2 protein-coding genes are annotated in these 18,332 nt (G+C 73.3%); both read left to right on the top strand.

Annotated elements, in window-relative coordinates; genetic code table 11:
* Positions 1–7,899: type I polyketide synthase (locus ACT2CW_RS20725; RefSeq protein ID WP_445517730.1), on the top strand; the 7,899-nt coding region annotated here is incomplete at its 5' end.
* 51 nt (positions 7,900–7,950) lie between these two features.
* On the top strand, positions 7,951–18,306 hold the full coding sequence (locus tag ACT2CW_RS20720) for a type I polyketide synthase (protein WP_445517745.1): 10,356 nt from the start codon (positions 7,951–7,953) through the stop codon (positions 18,304–18,306).
* The last annotated feature ends 26 nt before the right edge of the window (positions 18,307–18,332 follow it).

Genomic DNA, 18,332 nt, shown 5'->3' with positions numbered 1-18,332 from the left:
GCGCAGTGGATGGGCATGGCGGTGGGGCTGTTGGAGTCCTCGCCGGTGTTCGCCGAGGCGATAGCCGAGTGTGAGACGGCCCTGTCGGCGTATGTGGACTGGTCGCTGACGGATGTGCTGCGTGGCGCCGAGGGCGCTCCGGGCTTCGACCGGGTGGATGTGGTCCAGCCGGTGCTGTTCGCGGTGATGGTGTCGCTGGCGAAGCTGTGGCGTTCGGTGGGCGTGGAGCCGGATGCCGTGATGGGTCACAGCCAGGGCGAGATCGCCGCCGCATGTGTGGCCGGTGCGCTCTCGCTCCAGGACGCCGCGAAGGTGGTGGCCCTGCGCTCGCAGGCCATCGCGGTGGGCCTCGCGGGCCGTGGTGGCATGGTCTCGGTCGGGCTGCCGGTCGAGCAGGTCAAGGAGCGCATCGCCGCCTGGGACGGCGCGATCTCGGTCGCCGCCGTCAACGGCCCCGGTTCCGTGGTGGTCTCCGGCGACCCGAAGGCGCTGGACGAGATGGTCGCCCAGCTCGAGGGTGAGGAGATCCGGGTCCGCCGGGTGCCGGTGGACTACGCCTCGCACTCCGCCCATGTGGAGGCCATCCGCGAGGAGCTGCTGAAGGTCCTGGCGGACATCGAACCCCGTACGTCGGAGGTGCCGTTCTACTCCACGGTCTCCGGCGAGCTGGTGGACACATCCGGTCTGGACGCCGAGTACTGGTACCGCAACCTCCGGCAGACGGTCGAGCTGGAGGCCACCACCCGCACCCTCCTCGGCTCCGGCCACGTCACGTTCATCGAGGTGAGCCCGCACCCCGTGCTCACCCTTCCCGTTCAGCAGACGGTTGAGGCCGCCGAGGCGCAGGCCGTGGTCGTCGGCACGCTGCGGCGTGACGAGGGCGGTCTGGAGCGGTTCCTGACCTCCGCCGCCGAGGTGTTCGCGCGCGGCACCAAGGTCGACTGGATCACCACGCTGGAGCGCCGTGGCGGCCGCCAGGTCGAGCTGCCGACCTACGCCTTCCAGCGCGACCGCTACTGGCTCGACGGCTTCGGCCTGCCGCCCGGCGGAGGCGCGGCCGACGCCAATGGCTCCGTCGACGCGCGGTTCTGGGACGTGGTGGAGCGCCAGGACCTGGAGTCGCTGGCCGGAGCGCTGGCGGTCGACAGCGAGGCGCCACTGAGCGCGGTGCTGCCCGCCCTGTCCGCGTACCACCGCAACAACCGCGACCAGTCCACGATCGACGGCTGGCGCTACCGGGTGTCGTGGAAGCCGCTCTCCGATGTCGCCGACGGCTCGCTGTCGGGGACGTGGCTGGTGGTCGTTCCGGCGTCCCGCGCCGGGGACGAACTCGTCTCGGAGGTGGTCACCGGGCTCGAGCGGCACGGCGCGGATGTGGTCTCCGTCGCGGTGGACGAGCGGGACCTCGACGCGGACGTGCTGGCGGAGCGGCTGCGCGAGCTGGCCGCCGAGACGCCCGAGCTGGGCGGTGTGCTGTCGCTGCTCGCCCTGGACGAGGAGCCCTGCCCGGGCCACCCGGCGCTGGCGGGCGGCTATGCGCTGACCCTGACGCTGGTGCGGGCGATGGTGCGGGCGGACATCCCGGCCCGGTTGTGGTGCGGTACGCGCGGCGCCGTGTCGGTGGGCCGTTCGGACCGGCTCACCAGCCCGACGCAGGCGATGGTCTGGGCGCTGGGCCGGGTCGCCGGTCTTGAGCTGCCGCCGCTGTGGGGCGGTCTGGTCGACCTGCCCGAGTCGCTGGACGAGCGCGGCGCGGCGCGGCTGGCCGGTGTGCTGTCCGTCGAGGGCGGCGAGGACCAGGTCGCGGTGCGCGGCTCCGGTGTCTTCGTACGCCGTCTGGTGCGGTCCGCCCCGGCCGCCGGCCAGGAGACCTCGTGGCGGGCGCGCGGCACGGTGCTGGTCACCGGTGGCACGGGCGGGCTCGGCGGCCAGGTGGCCCGCTGGCTGGTCCGGAGCGGTGCCGAGCACCTGGTGCTGACCAGCCGCCGCGGTCTCGAGGCCGAGGGCGCCGCCGAGTTGAAGGCGGAGCTGGAGGGCATGGGCGCCGAGGTGACGGTGGCCGCGTGCGACGCGGCGGACCGCGACGCGCTCGCCGCCGTCCTGGACGCCGTACCGGAGCACCAGCCGCTCACCGCGGTGGTGCACGCGGCGGGTGTCACGATCGCGGCCTCCCTGCTGGAGACCGAGCTCGCGGACGCGGCCAGGGTGGTGTCGGGCAAGGTCGCGGGCGCCGTCAACCTGGACGAGCTGCTCGGCGACCGTGAGCTCGACGCGTTCGTGGTCTTCTCGTCCATCTCCGGTGTCTGGGGCGGCGGCAGCCAGGGCGTCTACGGCTCCGGCAATGCCTTCCTGGACGCGCTCGTGGAGCAGCGCAGGGCGCGGGGGCTCGCGGGCACCGCCGTCTCCTGGGGCCCGTGGGCCGAGGGCGGCATGGCGACCCGGGACGACGCGGGGGAGCAGCTGGCGCGGCGCGGACTGCCCGCGATGGCACCCCAGTTGGCGATCGCCGCGCTGGAGCGCGCCGTCGCCGGTGACGACGGTGTGGTGACGGTCGTGGACGTGGACTGGGAGCGGTTCGCCCCCTCGTTCACCGCTGTCCGCCCCAGCCCGTTGCTGAGCGACCTCGACGAGGTCCAGGCACTGGAGACGAAGGGCGACGGTGACGAGAGCGCCGACGCCGCCGGGGCGCAGCTGCGCGAGCGGCTGAAGCCCCTCACCGAGGGCGAGCGGGACCGGGCGCTGCTCGACCTGGTGCGCAAGCACGCCGCCTCCGTGCTCGGCTACGCCTCCGCGGAGATGGTCGAGCCGAACCGGGCCTTCCGCGATCTGGGCTTCGACTCGCTGACCGCGGTCGACCTGCGCAACCGGCTGGCCGCCGAGACCGGTCTCGGCCTGCCCGCCACGCTGGTCTTCGACTACCCCAGCGCCGGCACGCTCGCGGCGCATCTGCGCACCGAGGTGCTGGGCACCTCGGCCCCGGCGCTCGCCACCGGGGCCGGGGCCGTGGCCGGGTCCGGCGCGGACGACGACCCCATCGCGATCGTCTCCATGAGCTGCCGCTTCCCCGGCGGGGTGCGGAGCCCGGAGGACCTGTGGCAGCTGGTCGACGGCGGCGGTGACGCCATCTCGTCCTTCCCGTCGGACCGCGGCTGGGACCTGTCGGGCATGTACGACCCGGACCCGGACCGGCCGGGCACGTTCTACGCCCGGGAAGGCGGATTCCTCTACGACGCGGGCGAGTTCGACCCCGGCTTCTTCGGAATCTCGCCCCGTGAGGCCCTGGCCACCGACCCCCAGCAGCGGCTGCTGCTGGAGACCTCGTGGGAGGCGTTCGAGCGGGCGGGCATCAACCCCGCGTCGGTGCGGGGCAGCCAGATCGGTGTGTTCGTGGGCTTCTCGGGCTCCGGATACGGCACCAACCTGGAGACGGTCCCCGAGGACGTCGAGGGCCATCTGCTGACCGGCAACGCGGGCAGCGTCGTCTCCGGCCGGCTCGCCTACACCTACGGCCTGGAGGGCCCCGCCGTCACGGTGGACACGGCCTGCTCCTCGTCGCTGGTGGCCCTGCACCTGGCCTGCCAGTCGCTGCGTCAGGGCGAGTGCTCCATGGCGCTGGTCGGCGGTGTGGCGGTGATGGCCACTCCGATGGCGTTCGTCGAGTTCAGCCGGCAGGGCGGGCTCGCGCCCGACGGCCGTTGCAAGCCGTTCTCGGCCGCGGCGGACGGTACCGGCTGGAGCGAGGGCGCCGATGTGCTGCTGGTGGAGCGGCTGTCGGACGCCCGGCGCAACGGCCACCAGGTGCTGGGCATCGTGCGGGGCTCCGCCGTGAACCAGGACGGCGCGTCCAACGGCCTGACGGCCCCCAACGGCCCCTCGCAGCAGCGGGTGATCCGCCAGGCGCTGGCCAGCGCCGGGGTGTCGGCCGCCGAGGTGGACGCGGTGGAGGCACACGGCACGGGCACCTCGCTTGGCGACCCGATCGAGGCGCAGGCGCTGCTGGCCACCTACGGCCAGGAGCGGCCGGAGGGCCGCCCGCTGTGGCTGGGCGCGCTGAAGTCGAACATCGGGCACACCCAGGCCGCGTCCGGACTCGCCGGCGTCATCAAGATGGTCATGGCGATGCGGCACGGCGTACTGCCGAAGATGCTGCATGTGGACGAGCCGTCGCCGCAGGTGGACTGGTCGGCGGGCGAGGTGCGGCTGCTGACCGAGGCCACCGCGTGGCCGGAGACGGGTCAGCCGCGCCGGGCGGGTGTCTCCGCGTTCGGCGTCAGCGGCACCAACGCGCACACCATCATCGAGCAGGCCCCGGCGGACGACCAGGACCCGCGGCCGGCCGAGGCGACGGCTCCCGACGACCGTGGCGCGGCTCCCTGGACGCTCTCCGCCCGGAGCGCGGACGGGCTGCGCGCCCAGGCACGGCGGCTGCGGGCGCAGCTGACCGCGCAGCCGGAGCTGAGCCTGAAGGACGTGGGCTACTCCCTGGTCGCCACCCGGGCGGTGTTCGAACACCGTGCCGTGCTGACGGGCGCGGACCGTGCGGAACTGCTGCGCGGGCTCGAGGCCGTCGCCACCGGCGAGGAGGCACCCGGGGTCGTGCGCTCGGTCGCCACTCCGACCGGGATCACCGCGTTCCTGTTCTCCGGCCAGGGCGCGCAGCGCCTGGGCATGGGACGGGAGTTGTACGACGCCTTCCCGGTGTTCGCCCAGGCGCTGGACGAGGTGTGCGCACACCTGGACGTCACTCTGGACCGCCCGCTCAAGGACGTGATGTTCGCGGCGGAGGGGAGCGCGGACGCCGGGCTGCTGGATCAGACGGCGTTCACCCAGCCCGCGCTGTTCGCGGTCGAGGTGGCGCTGTTCCGGCTGCTGTCCGCGTGGGGTGTGGCACCGGATGTGGTGATCGGTCACTCCATCGGTGAGATCGCCGCGGCGCATGTGGCCGGGGTGTTCTCGCTGGAGGACGCGTGCACCCTGGTGGCCGCCCGTGGCCGTCTGATGCAGGCGCTGCCCGAGGGCGGCGCGATGGTCGCCATCGAGGCGTCGGAGGAGGAGATCGCGCCGTCGCTCACCGGTCGTGAGGCCGAGGTGAGCATCGCCGCCGTCAACAGCCACTCCTCCGTGGTCATCGCCGGTGACGAGGCGGCGGCGCTGGAGATCGCCGGGCAGTGGGCGGAGCAGGGCCGCAAGACCCGCCGGCTGCGGGTCAGCCACGCGTTCCACTCGCCCCGTATGGACGCGATGCTGGACGACTTCCGCAAGGTCGTCGAGGGGCTCTCGTTCGCCCCGCCGGCCATCGCCCTGGTGTCCAATGTGACGGGCAAGTCGGCGGGCGCCGACGAGGTGTGCTCGCCGGAGTACTGGGTGCGCCACGTCCGCGAGGCGGTGCGCTTCGCGGACGGGATGCGCTCCCTGGAGAACGCGGGAGTGACCAGGTTCTTCGAGGTGGGCCCCGACGGGGTGCTCTCGGCGATGGCGCGCGAGTGCCTGACGGTGGACGAGACTTCGGCCCCCGTCGTCGTGCCCGCGCTGCGCAAGGACCGCCCGGAGGCCCAGGCCCTGACGACGGCCCTGGCCGAACTCCACGTCCACGGCGTCACCGTGGCCTGGGAGGCGCTGTTCGCGGGCGAGGACGTCCGGCGGGTCGAGCTGCCGACGTACGCGTTCCAGCGGCAGCGCTACTGGCTGGACGCCCCCGAGAGCGACGCCTCCGCCACCCCCGCGGCCGACTCGGTCGACGCCCAGTTCTGGGACGCGGTCGAGCGTGCGGACCTGGAGGCGCTGACCACCGCGCTGCACGTGGACGGAGACGCCTCGCTGACCGAGGTGCTCCCCGCGCTGTCGTCCTACCGCAAGGGCCACCGTGAGCGGTCCACGGTGGACGGCTGGCGCTACCAGATCGCCTGGACACCGGTGTCCGAGCTCTCGGAGCGGGCGCTGACCGGGACCTGGATGGTCATGGTTCCGCGGTCGTACGCCGACGACGAGCTGGTCACCTCCGCGGTGGCCATGCTGGAGCGGCAAGGCGCGGACGTGGCGCGGATCGAGCTCGACGGCGCGGCGGACATCGACCGCGAGGCGGTCGCCGAGCGGCTGCGCACGGCGGCCGGGGACGCGCCGGACGGGCCCGTCGGCGGGGTGCTCTCCCTGCTGGCCCTGGACGAGGAACCCTGCGCCGGGCACACGGTGGTGCCGCGCGGGCTCGCGCTCAACCTCGTCGCCCTGCAAGCACTCGTGGACGCCGGTGTCGAGGCCCCGCTGTGGGTGGCGACACGAGGCGCCGTGTCGGTGACCGGATCCGACACCCTGCGCAGCGCCGCCCAGGCGCAGATGTGGGGCCTCGGCCGGGTCGCCGGTCTGGAACACCCCCGGCTCTGGGGCGGTCTGGTCGACCTCCCGGAGACCTTCGACGAGCGGGCCGCGGCCCGGCTGTCCGGTGTGCTGGGCGGCGGCGCGGGCGAGTTCGAGGACCAGGTGGCGGTGCGCACGTCCGGTGTGTTCACCCGGCGCCTGGTGCGGGCCACCGCGCCGCGGACCACGGCCCGGCCGTGGAGCGCGCGGGGCTCGGTGCTGGTGACCGGCGGCACCGGGGGAGTGGGCAGCCAGGTGGCCCGGTGGCTGGCGGGCGCCGGCGCCGAGCACCTGGTGCTGACCAGCCGCCGCGGCCCGGAGGCCGACGGCGCTGCCGAACTGCGCGACGAGCTCACCGCGTTGGGCGCGGAGGTGACCATCGCGGCATGTGACACCGCCGACCGCGAGGCCCTGGCGGCCGTCCTGGCCGCCATCCCGGAGCGGTATCCGCTGAGCGCCGTCGTGCACGCGGCGGGTGTCCTGGACGACGGTGTCCTGGACGCGATGTCGGTGGAGCGGGTCGCGGGCGTGCTGCGTCCCAAGGTGGCGGGAGCCCGCAACCTGCACGAGCTGACCGAGGGCCTCGACCTCTCCGCGTTCGTGCTGTTCTCCTCGCTCGCCGGAGCCATCGGCGGCGCCGGGCAGGGCAGTTACGCGGCGGCCAACGCCTACCTCGACGCCCTGGCGCAGCAGCGCCGGGCCCAGGGCCTGGCGGCCACCTCGGTGGCCTGGGGCCCGTGGGCCGAAGGCGGCATGGCGGTCGACGGGGCCCTGGAGGAGCGGCTGCGGCGCGGCGGCATGGCCGCGATGACCCCGGAGCTGGCGGTCAAGGCCCTTCAGCAGGCCCTCGACCTCCAGGAGACCCACCTGGCCATCGCCGACCTGGACTGGGAGCGGTTCGTCCCCTCCTACACCGCCGTACGGGCCAGTCGGTTGCTGGACGAGGTGCCCGAGGCGCGGCGGATCCTGGAGGCCGCGACCAGTGGCGGCGCCGCCACCCAGTTCGAGACCGGTGGCTCGGAGCTGCGCGAGCGGCTCGCCGGAATGTCCGAGGCGGAGCAGGAACGAGCACTGCTCGAACTGGTCACCACGCAGGTGGCGATGGTGCTGGGCTTCCCGTCGGTGGAGTCGGTCGAGTCCCAGCGGGCCTTCCGCGAACTCGGCTTCGACTCGCTGACCGCCGTCGAGCTGCGCAACCGGCTCGACGCGGCGACGGGCCTGCGCCTGCCCGCGACGATCGTCTTCGACCACCCGACGCCCGTGGCGCTCGCCCGCCGACTGCGGACCGACGTGGTGCGGGACGGGGTCTCGGCGGCCGCGCCGATCCTCGGCGAGCTGGACCGGATCGAGGCGGCGATGGCCACGATCTCCGCCGACGACGTGGACCGGCCGAGGATCACCACGCGCCTTCAGACGCTCCTTCTGAAGTGGGGAGAGGCGGAACAGGAATCGCCCACCTCGGGCAAGAAGGCGGTTTCGGACAAGATTCAGTCGGCGACGTCGGACGAGATCTTCGACTTCATCGACAAGGAGCTCGGGATCTCCTGAGCTGGCGCGGTCGGTTCCCGAGGGTCGTTCCTTACTACTTCCATGGGTGACATAACAATGAACGAAGAGAAGCTTCTCGACTATCTCAAGCGGGTGACCGCGGATCTCCAGCAGACTCGCCAGCGCCTGCTCGAGGCCGAGTCAGCGGACCAGGAACCGATCGCGATCGTCGCCATGAGCTGCCGGTTCCCCGGCGGGGTGAACTCTCCCGAAGACCTGTGGCGCCTGGTGGCGGACGGCACCGACGCGATCTCGGAATTCCCCATGGACCGGGGCTGGGACATCGACGCCCTCTACGACGAGGACCCGGACCGTCCCGGCACCAGCTATACGACCGAGGGCGGTTTCCTGGAGAACGCCGACCGGTTCGACCCGGCGTTCTTCGGGATCTCGCCGCGTGAGGCGCTGTCGATGGACCCGCAGCAGCGACTGCTGCTGGAGACATCGTGGGAGGCGATCGAGCGCGCGGGCATCGACCCGACGTCCCTGCGCGGCAGCAGGACCGGCGTGTTCGTCGGCACCAACGGCCAGGACTACTCCATGCTCATGCTCGGCGCGGCCGAGAGCCTGGAGGATGTCGAGGGCCACTCGGGCACCGGCAACGCGGCGAGCATCGTCTCCGGCCGGATCTCCTACACCATGGGCCTCGAGGGCCCCGCGCTCTCCGTGGACACGGCGTGCTCGTCGTCCCTCGTGGCCCTGCACCTCGCCGTTCAGGCCCTGCGCCAGCGCGAGTGCACGCTCGCGCTGGCCGGTGGTGTCACGGTGATGTCCACGCCGTCGGCGTTCGTCCAGTTCAGCAGGCAGCGCGGCCTGGCGGCGGACGGCCGGTGCAAGCCGTTCGGCGCCGCGGCCGACGGCACCGGCTGGGGCGAGGGCGTCGGCATGCTGCTCGTGGAGCGGCTGTCCGACGCCGAGCGCAACGGCCACAAGGTGCTGGCCATCGTCCGGGGTTCGGCCATCAACCAGGACGGCGCCTCCAACGGTCTGACGGCGCCCAACGGCATCTCGCAGCAGCGGGTCATCCGCCAGGCGCTGACCAGCGCCCGGCTGTCGGCCGCCGAGGTGGACGCGGTCGAGGCGCACGGTACGGGTACGACCCTCGGTGACCCGATCGAGGCCCAGGCGCTGATGGCCACCTACGGGCAGGACCGGCCCGCCGACCAGCCGCTGTGGCTGGGCGGCATCAAGTCGAACATCGGGCACACCCAGGCCGCCGCCGGTGTCGCCGGGGTCATCAAGATGGTGATGGCCATGCGCGAGGGCGTGCTGCCGAAGACGCTCCACGCGGAGGAGCCGTCGCCGCACATCGACTGGACCGGCGGCGCCGTCTCCCTGCTGCACGAGACGGCCCCGTGGCCGGACCGGGACCACCCGCGCCGCGCCGCCGTGTCCTCGTTCGGCATGAGCGGCACCAACGCCCACACCATCCTGGAGCAGGCCCCGGAGTCCGAGGTGGCCGAGGCCACCGAGGCCGAGGTCGCCGACGGTCCGGTGGCGTGGGTGGTGTCGGGCCGTGGCGCCGAGGCGCTGCGGGCGCAGGCCGGGCAGCTCCGCGCGTTCCTCACGGAGCGCCCGGAGCTGAGCACGGCGGACGTGGCGCTCTCGCTGGCCACCACCAGGTCCGCCTTCGAGCACCGGGCCGTGGTGACCGGGACCGGCCGCGAGGAACTCCTCCAGCGGCTGGAGGCGGTCGCCGAGGACACCGCCACGTCGAACGGCGTGGTGCGCGGGAGGACCGGCGACGCCGGCCGCTCGGTGTTCGTGTTCCCCGGTCAGGGGGCGCAGTGGATGGGCATGGCGGTGGGGCTGTTGGAGTCCTCGCCGGTGTTCGCCGAGGCGATAGCCGAGTGTGAGACGGCCCTGTCGGCGTATGTGGACTGGTCGCTGACGGATGTGCTGCGTGGCGCCGAGGGCGCTCCGGGCTTCGACCGGGTGGATGTGGTCCAGCCGGTGCTGTTCGCGGTGATGGTGTCGCTGGCGAAGCTGTGGCGTTCGGTGGGCGTGGAGCCGGATGCCGTGATGGGTCACAGCCAGGGCGAGATCGCCGCCGCATGTGTGGCCGGTGCGCTCTCGCTCCAGGACGCCGCGAAGGTGGTGGCCCTGCGCTCGCAGGCCATCGCGGTGGGCCTCGCGGGCCGTGGTGGCATGGTCTCGGTCGGGCTGCCGGTCGAGCAGGTCAAGGAGCGCATCGCCGCCTGGGACGGCGCGATCTCGGTCGCCGCCGTCAACGGCCCCGGTTCCGTGGTGGTCTCCGGCGACCCGAAGGCGCTGGACGAGATGGTCGCCCAGCTCGAGGGTGAGGAGATCCGGGTCCGCCGGGTGCCGGTGGACTACGCCTCGCACTCCGCGCACGTGGAGGCCATCCGCGAGGAGCTGCTGAAGGTCCTGGCGGACATCGAACCCCGTACGTCGGAGGTGCCGTTCTACTCCACGGTCTCCGGCGAGCTGGTGGACACGACCGGTCTGGACGCCGAGTACTGGTACTGCAACCTCCGGCAGACCGTCGAGCTGGAGGCCACCACCCGGAGGCTGCTGGACGACGGCCACTCCGTGTTCATCGAGGCGAGCCCGCACCCGGTGCTCACCCTTCCCGTTCAGCAGACGGTTGAGGCCGCCGAGGCGCAGGCCGTGGTCGTCGGCACGCTGCGGCGCGACGAGGGCGGTCTGGAGCGGGTCCTGACCTCCGCCGCCGAGGTGTTCGTCCGTGGCGTCACGGTGGACTGGACCGCCCTGCTCGAGGGCCGTGGCGCCCGCCGGGTGGAGCTGCCGACCTACGCCTTCCAGCGGCAGCGGTACTGGCTGGACGTATCGGCCGCCGAGGTGTCCGCCACCGCCGACGGCCTGGCCGCGGACGCGGTGGACGCGCGCTTCTGGGAGGCCGTGGAGCGCGAGGACCTGGAGGCGCTGGTCCGCACGCTGGAGGTGGAGGACGAGGAGCAGCAGTCGTCGCTGACGGCGCTGCTTCCCGCGCTGTCGTCCTGGCGCCGTCAGCGCCGTGCGCAGAACACGGTGGACAGCTGGCGCTACAAGGTGGTCTGGAAGCCCGTGGCGTCCGCCACCGATGCGGCCCTGTCGGGCACCTGGCTCGTCGTCGTCCCCGCGTCGCACGCCGACGACGCCCTCGTGTCCGCCACCGTGAACGGGCTGGAGACGAGCGGCGCCGACATCGTCCGGGTGGTGCTCGACGAATCGGGCAACGACCGCTGGACGGTGGCGGAGCGGCTGCGCGCGGCGCTCGACGAGGCCGGGGTGGAGCCCTCGGGGCTGGCGGGCGTGTTCTCGCTGCTGGGTCTCGACGAGTCCGGCCACCCGACGTTCGAAGTGGTGCCCGCCGGACTGGCGGCCATGGTGGCCCTGGTCCAGGGGCTGGGCGACGCCGGTGTGGTGGCCCCGCTGTGGTGCGGCACCCGGGGCGCGGTCTCCGTGGGCCGCTCCGACCGGCTGGTGAGCCCGGTGCAGGCGATGGTGTGGGGCCTGGGCCGCATCGTCGGCGTGGAATACCCCCAGCGCTGGGGCGGTGCGGTCGATCTGCCCGAGGCCATGGACGGCCGCGCGGTGGCCCGTCTGATCGGAGTGCTGGCGGGCACCGGGGGCGAGGACCAGGTCGCGGTGCGCGGCTCCGGTGTGTTCGCCAAGCGCATGATGCGCGCCTCCGCCGCCGAGGACGCCGAGGGCCTCGGCTCCTGGCAGAGCCGGGGCTCGGTGCTGGTGACCGGTGGTACGGGCGCGCTGGGCGGCCATGTGGCGCGGTGGCTGGCGCGCACGGGCGCCGAGCATCTGGTGCTGACGAGCCGTCGTGGCATGGAGGCCGAAGGCGCCGCCGAGTTGAAGGCCGAGCTCGAAGGGCTCGGCGCCCGGGTGACGATCGCGGCGTGTGACGCGGCCGACCGGGAGGCGCTGGCCGCGGTGCTGGCGGCGATCCCGCGGGAGTTCCCGCTGACCGCCGTGGTGCACACGGCCGGTGTGTTGGACGACGGCGTGGTGGACGCCCTGACGGTGCGCCGTGCGGCCGGTGTGCTGCGCCCGAAGGTGGACGCCACGCGGAATCTGCACGAGCTGACCGCCGGAATGGAGCTGTCGGCCTTCGTGCTGTTCTCCTCCGGCGCGGGCACGCTGGGCGGCCCGGGCCAGGGCAGCTACGCGGCGGGCAACGCCTACCTCGACGCACTGGCGTTGCAGCGGCGCGCCGACGGCCTTCCGGCCACCTCCATTGCCTGGGGCGCCTGGGCCGGAGGCGGCCTCGGCTCCGGCGAGGTCGGCGAGCGGATGGACCGTTCCGGCATGGTCGGCATGGTGCCCGAGCTGGCCATCTCCGGAATGCAGCAGGCCCTGGAACTGGACGAGACCTTCCTGGTCATCGCCGAGATCGACTGGGACCGCTTCCAGCCGGACTTCGTCGGCTCACGTCCGAACGCGCTGTTTCGCGAGGTGCCCGAGCTGAACCGCCCGGCCGCCGCGAGTGGCGCGGACGCGGTCGACGGCGACGACGCGATCTCCGCGCTGCGCCGGGAGATGGCCGAACTGCCTCCCGCCGAGCAGCCCAAGCTGCTCCTGGAGCTGGTGCGCAACCAGGCCGCCGACGTCCTCGGCTACGACAGCGCCGACGCGGTGGAGGCCGACCGCGCCTTCCGCGACCTCGGCTTCGACTCGCTGACCGCCGTCGAACTGCGCAACCGCCTCGGCGTGGTCACCGGCCTCCGACTGCCGGTGACCTGTGTCTTCGACTACCCGACCGCCACGGTGCTGGCCCGGTACCTGCACACCGAGATGTTCGGCGACCAGCCGGTCACCTCGGGCGCCACCGCCGCCGTACCCCAGCGGCCGGAGGGGCCCGACAAGCCCCTGACCACGGATGAGCCCATCGCCATCATCGGCATGAGCTGCCGGTTCCCCGGCGGGGTGCGCAGCCCCGAGGAGCTGTGGAACCTGCTGATGGCCGAGGGGGACGTGATCTCCGCGTTCCCCGACGACCGCGGCTGGGACATCGACGGCCTCTACGACCCGGACCCCGAGAAGTCCGGCACCAGCTACGTCCAGGCGGGCGGCTTCCTCGACGAGGTGGGCCATTTCGACCCGGGCTTCTTCGGGATCTCGCCGCGTGAGGCGATGGCGATCGACCCGCAGCAGCGGCTGCTGCTGGAGACCTCGTGGGAGGCGTTCGAGCGCGCCGGGATCGACCCGGTGGCGCTGAAGGGAAGCCAGACCGGCGTCTTCGTCGGCTCCAACTACCACGACTACGGCTCGCGCATCCTGAGGGACGCCGAGGGAGTGGAGGGCTACCTCGGCCTCGGCAGCGCCCCCAGCGTCTCGTCCGGCCGTATCTCCTACACCTTCGGCTTCGAGGGCCCGGCCGTCACGGTGGACACCGCGTGCTCGTCGTCGCTGGTGGCCCTGCACCTGGCCTGCCAGTCGCTGCGGCAGGGCGAGTCCTCGGTGGCGCTGGCCGGCGGTGTGACCATCATGGCCACGCCGGGCACGTTCATCGAGTTCAGCGCCCAGCGGGTGCTGTCGTTCGACGGCCGGTGCAAGGCGTTCTCTGCGGACGCCGACGGCACGGGCTGGTCCGAGGGTGTCGGCATGCTGCTCGTGGAGCGGCTGTCGGACGCGCAGCGCAACGGCCACAAGGTGCTGGCCGTCATCCGGGGTTCGGCCATCAACCAGGACGGCGCCTCCAACGGTCTGACGGCGCCCAACGGCCCGTCGCAGCAGCGGCTGATCGAGCAGACGCTGGCCGGCGCCCGGCTGGTCCCCGCCGATGTGGACGTGGTCGAGGCCCATGGCACCGGCACTCCGCTCGGTGACCCGATCGAGGCGCAGGCACTGCTGGCCACCTACGGCCAGGGCCGCCCCGAGGGGCAGCCGCTGCTGCTCGGGGCCATCAAGTCCAACATCGGTCATACGCAGGCCGCCGCCGGTGTCGCCGGGGTCATCAAGATGGTGATGGCCATGCGCGAAGGCATCCTTCCCAAGACACTGCACGTGGACGAGCCATCGCCGCATGTGGACTGGTCGGCGGGCGATCTGGAGCTGCTGACCGAGGCGGTGCCCTGGCCGGAGCGGGACCACCCGCGCAGGGCGGCGGTGTCCGCCTTCGGTGTGAGCGGCACCAACGCGCACACCATCATCGAGCAGGCGCCGGTCTCCGACGAGCCGGAGGCGCCACGGGCCGAGGAGGCCCCGGACACCACCGCGGCCCCGGTGCCGTGGCTGCTGTCCGGCCGGACCGACGCCGCCCTCCGGGGTCAGGCCGAGCGGCTGCGGGACCAACTGGCCACCGCCACCGAAGAGTCCATGCCCACCGTGGACGTCGGTTATTCCCTCGCGATGACCCGTTCGCTTTTCGACCACCGGGCCGCGCTCGTCGGCGAGGACCGCGCGGACCTGCTGCGTGGCCTCGAGGCCATCGCCAACGGTGAGACCGCGCCCGGTGTCGTACGCGGCGTGGCGGGGGCGGCCGGCAAGACGGCGTTCCTGTTCTCGGGCCAGGGCGCGCAGCGCCTCGGCATGGGCCGGGAGTTGTACGACGCCTTCCCGGTGTTCGCCGACGCGTGGGACGAGGTGTGCGCCCACCTGGACGGTCTGCTCGACCGTCCGCTGCGGGATGTGGTGTTCGCGGCGGAGGGCAGCGCGGACGCCGGGCTGCTGGATCAGACGGCGTTCACCCAGCCCGCGTTGTTCGCGGTCGAGGTGGCGCTGTTCCGGCTGCTGGAGCTCTGGGGTGTCCGCCCGGACGTGGTGATCGGCCACTCCATCGGTGAGATCGCCGCCGCGCAGGTGGCCGGGGTGTTCTCGCTGGAGGACGCCTGTGCCCTGGTGGCCGCCCGTGGCCGTCTGATGCAGGCGCTGCCCGAAGGCGGCGCCATGGTGGCGGTGCAGGCGTCCGAGGACGAGATCGCGCCGTCGCTGGCCGGCCGTGAGACCGAGGTGAGCATCGCCGCCGTCAACGGCCCGACCTCCGTGGTCATCGCGGGCGACGAGGCACCGGCGCTGGAGATCGCCGCCGAGTGGGAGCGGCAGGGCCGCAAGACCCGCCGGCTGCGGGTCAGCCACGCCTTCCACTCGCCCCGCATGGACGCGATGCTCGGCGACTTCCGCAAGGTCGTCGAGGAGCTGACGTTCACCCCGCCGGCCATCGCCCTGGTCTCCAATGTGACGGGTCAGCCGGCCGGTGCGGACGAGGTGTGCGCCGCGGAGTACTGGGTCCGCCATGTGCGGGAGGCGGTGCGGTTCGCGGACGGCGTACGGGCGCTCGAGGCGCAGGGCGTGTCCCGGTTCGTCGAGGTCGGCCCCGATGGCGTGCTCACCGCGATGGCACGGGAGTGCCTGACGGCGGAGGAGGCCCCCGTCGTGGTGCCGGTGCTGCGCAAGGACCGTCCCGAGACCCGGGCGCTGACGACCGCGCTGGCCGAACTCCATGTGAACGGCGTCGCGGTGGACTGGGCGCGGCTCTTCGCCGGACGTGACGCCCGGCGGGTCGAACTGCCCACCTACGCCTTCCAGCGGGAGCGCTACTGGCTGGAGGCGCTGACCTCGTTCGCCAGCGATGTCACCGCCGTGGGGCTCATCCCGCCGACGCATCCGCTGCTGGGCGCCGCCGTCGAGCTGCCCGACGCGGACGGCTTCCTCTTCACCAGCCGCCTCTCGCCGCAGACGCACCCCTGGCTCGTCGACCACACGATCCAGGACACGGTCCTGCTGCCCGGCACCGCCTTCCTCGAACTGGCGCTGTACGCCGCCGATCAGGTGGGCTGCGACCGGGTCGAGGAGCTGACCCTCACGGCGCCGCTGGCGCTGCCCGAACGCGGCGCGGTCCACCTCCAGCTGGCGGTCAGCGGGCCGGACGAGAACGGGGCGCGCTCGCTGAACGTGTACTCCCGGCTGGAAGAGCCCGGCATGGAGCAGCCGTGGGTCCAGCACGCCTCCGGCCTGCTCGCCCAGGGCGGCGCACCGGAGGAGACCGGCCAGGCCGACCTCGCCGTATGGCCCCCGGAGGGCGCGGAGCGGATCGACACCGAGGACGTCTACGACCGGATGGCCGCGGGCGGCTTCGCCTACGGCCCGGTGTTCCAGGGGCTGCGGTCGGTGTGGATCCGTGGCGACGAGGTCTTCGCCGAGGTGCGGCTGCCCGAGGAGAACGCCTCGGACGCCGGACAGTTCGGACTGCACCCGGCCCTGCTGGACGCGGCGGTCCAGGCCGTCATGTTCGTGCCCCAGGAGGAGGCGGGCCTCGCCCGGCTCCCGTTCTCCTGGACCGGCGTGTCGCTGCGGGCCACGGGCGCCTCGGAACTGCGGGTGCGCCTCAGCTCGCGCGGGCCCGACTCCATCGGCCTCACGGTGGCCGACACCAGTGGCCGCTCCGTGGCCACCGTCGACTCCCTGGTGCTGCGGCTGGTCGCCGAGGGGCAGATCCAGTCGGCCGGCTCCCCGGCGGGCGGGCACGACTCGCTCTTCCGGCTGGACTGGACCCCCGTCCCCGTCGGCGCGCCGGCCCCCGCCTCCGAGGGCACCTGGGCCGTGCTGGGCACCGACGACCTGGGGGTGCGCTCCGGCTTCGAGGCCGCGGGCGCGGACGTGGTGGCGTACGCGGATCTGGCCGCGCTGCGCGCGGCGATCGACTCCGGGGCCACGGCACCGGACGTGGTCATGGTGGCGGGCGCCGCGGCGGCGGCCGGTATCGACGACGGCGCGGACCTGGCGGGACGGGTGCGTGACACCACCTACCGCGCGCTGGAGCTGGTGCGGACGTGGGTCACCGACGAGCGGTTCGACGACTCCTACCTGGTGTTCGTGACCCGCGGCGCGATGGGCGCCCGCTCCTCCGCCGAGGTGCGCACCCCGGCCGAGGCCGCCGTATGGGGCCTGCTGCGCTCCGCGCAGACCGAGCACCCGGGGAAGTTCCTGCTGGTGGACCTGGACCCGGAGGAGCAGGGCGAGGTGTCCTCGGCCCTCCGGACGGCCCTGACCGCCGAGGAGCCGCAGGTGGCCGTGCGCGACGGGCGGGTGCTCGCGGCGCGTCTCGCCCGGGTGGCCCCGGCCGAGGACCGGCCCGAGCCGGAGACCACGCCGTTCGACGGCCGTGGCACGGTGCTGATCACGGGTGGTACGGGTGGTCTGGGTGCGTTGCTGGCCCGTCATTTGGTGGTGGAGCACGGTGTTGAGCGGTTGGTGTTGACGAGTCGTCGTGGTGCGGAGGCGCCGGGTGCGGCGGAGTTGGTGGCGGAGTTGGCGGGGTTGGGTGCCGAGGCGGAGGCGGTGGCGTGTGATGTCGCCGATCGTGCTTCGGTGGAGAGTCTGCTGGCGGGGATTGGTTCGGAGCGTCCGTTGTCGGCCGTGGTGCATGCGGCGGGTGTGCTGGATGACGGTGTGGTGGAGTCGCTGACGCCGGAGCGGGTGGACAAGGTGCTGCGTCCGAAGGTGGACGCCGCGCTGCACCTGCACGAGCTGACCCGCGACCTCGACCTCTCCGCGTTCGTGGTGTTCTCCTCCGCCTCCTCCAACTTCGGTGGCGGCGGCCAGGCCAACTACGCGGCGGCCAACGCCTTCCTGGACGCCCTGGCGCACCAGCGCCGCGCGCTCGGCCTCCCCGCGGTCTCCCTGGCCTGGGGCATGTGGGAGCAGCGCAGCGAGATGACCGGGGAGCTCGGCGAGGCGGACCTCCAGCGCATCGCCCGGGCCGGGCTGAACGCGCTCAGCTCCGAAGAGGGCCTCGCGCTGTTCGACGACGCGCTCGGGACCGACGAGACCGTGCTCGTGCCGACCCATGTGGATCTGGCCGCCCTGCGCGTCCAGGCCCGCACCGGCGATGTGCCCGCCCTGCTGCGCGGTCTGGTGCGGATGCCCCGGCGCCGGGTCGCGGCGGCGGAGACCGCGCGGACCGGGACCGGATCGCTGCGGGACCGCCTTGCCGGTCTCTCCGCGGCCGACCAGTACCGGGCCCTGCTGGACCTGGTGCGGGTGCAGGTGGCGACCGTCCTCGGGCATGGCTCGCCGGAGGCGGTGGAGCCCGACATGGCCTTCAAGGACATGGGCTTCGACTCCCTGACCACGGTGGAGCTGCGCAACCGGCTCAACGCGGAGACCGGGCTGCGGCTGTCGGCCGTGCTGGTCTTCGACCACCCGACCCCCACGGCGCTGGTGGACCACCTGCGGGAGGAACTCCTGCCGGACGGCGGCGCGGGCGAGCCCGTGGTCTTCGCCGAGCTCGACAAGCTGGAGCCGCTGCTCTCCAACGTGATGGACGACGGCGAGACCCGCACCAAGGTGGCCGACCGGCTGCGGGAGCTCCTGGAGAAGCTGGGCGAGGCGGCCGACGGCGATGCCACCGCCGAGGTGGCCGAGCGCATCGGATCGTCCTCCAACGACGAGCTGTTCGCCTTCATCGACAACGAACTGGGTCTCTCGTGAACCGTTCTCAAGAGCCCGCCAAAACC

The organism is Streptomyces sp. NEAU-174 (genome assembly GCF_052665095.1).
Note: the sequence above shows the minus strand (reverse complement) of the source record. Positions and strands in the feature narration are given on the sequence as shown.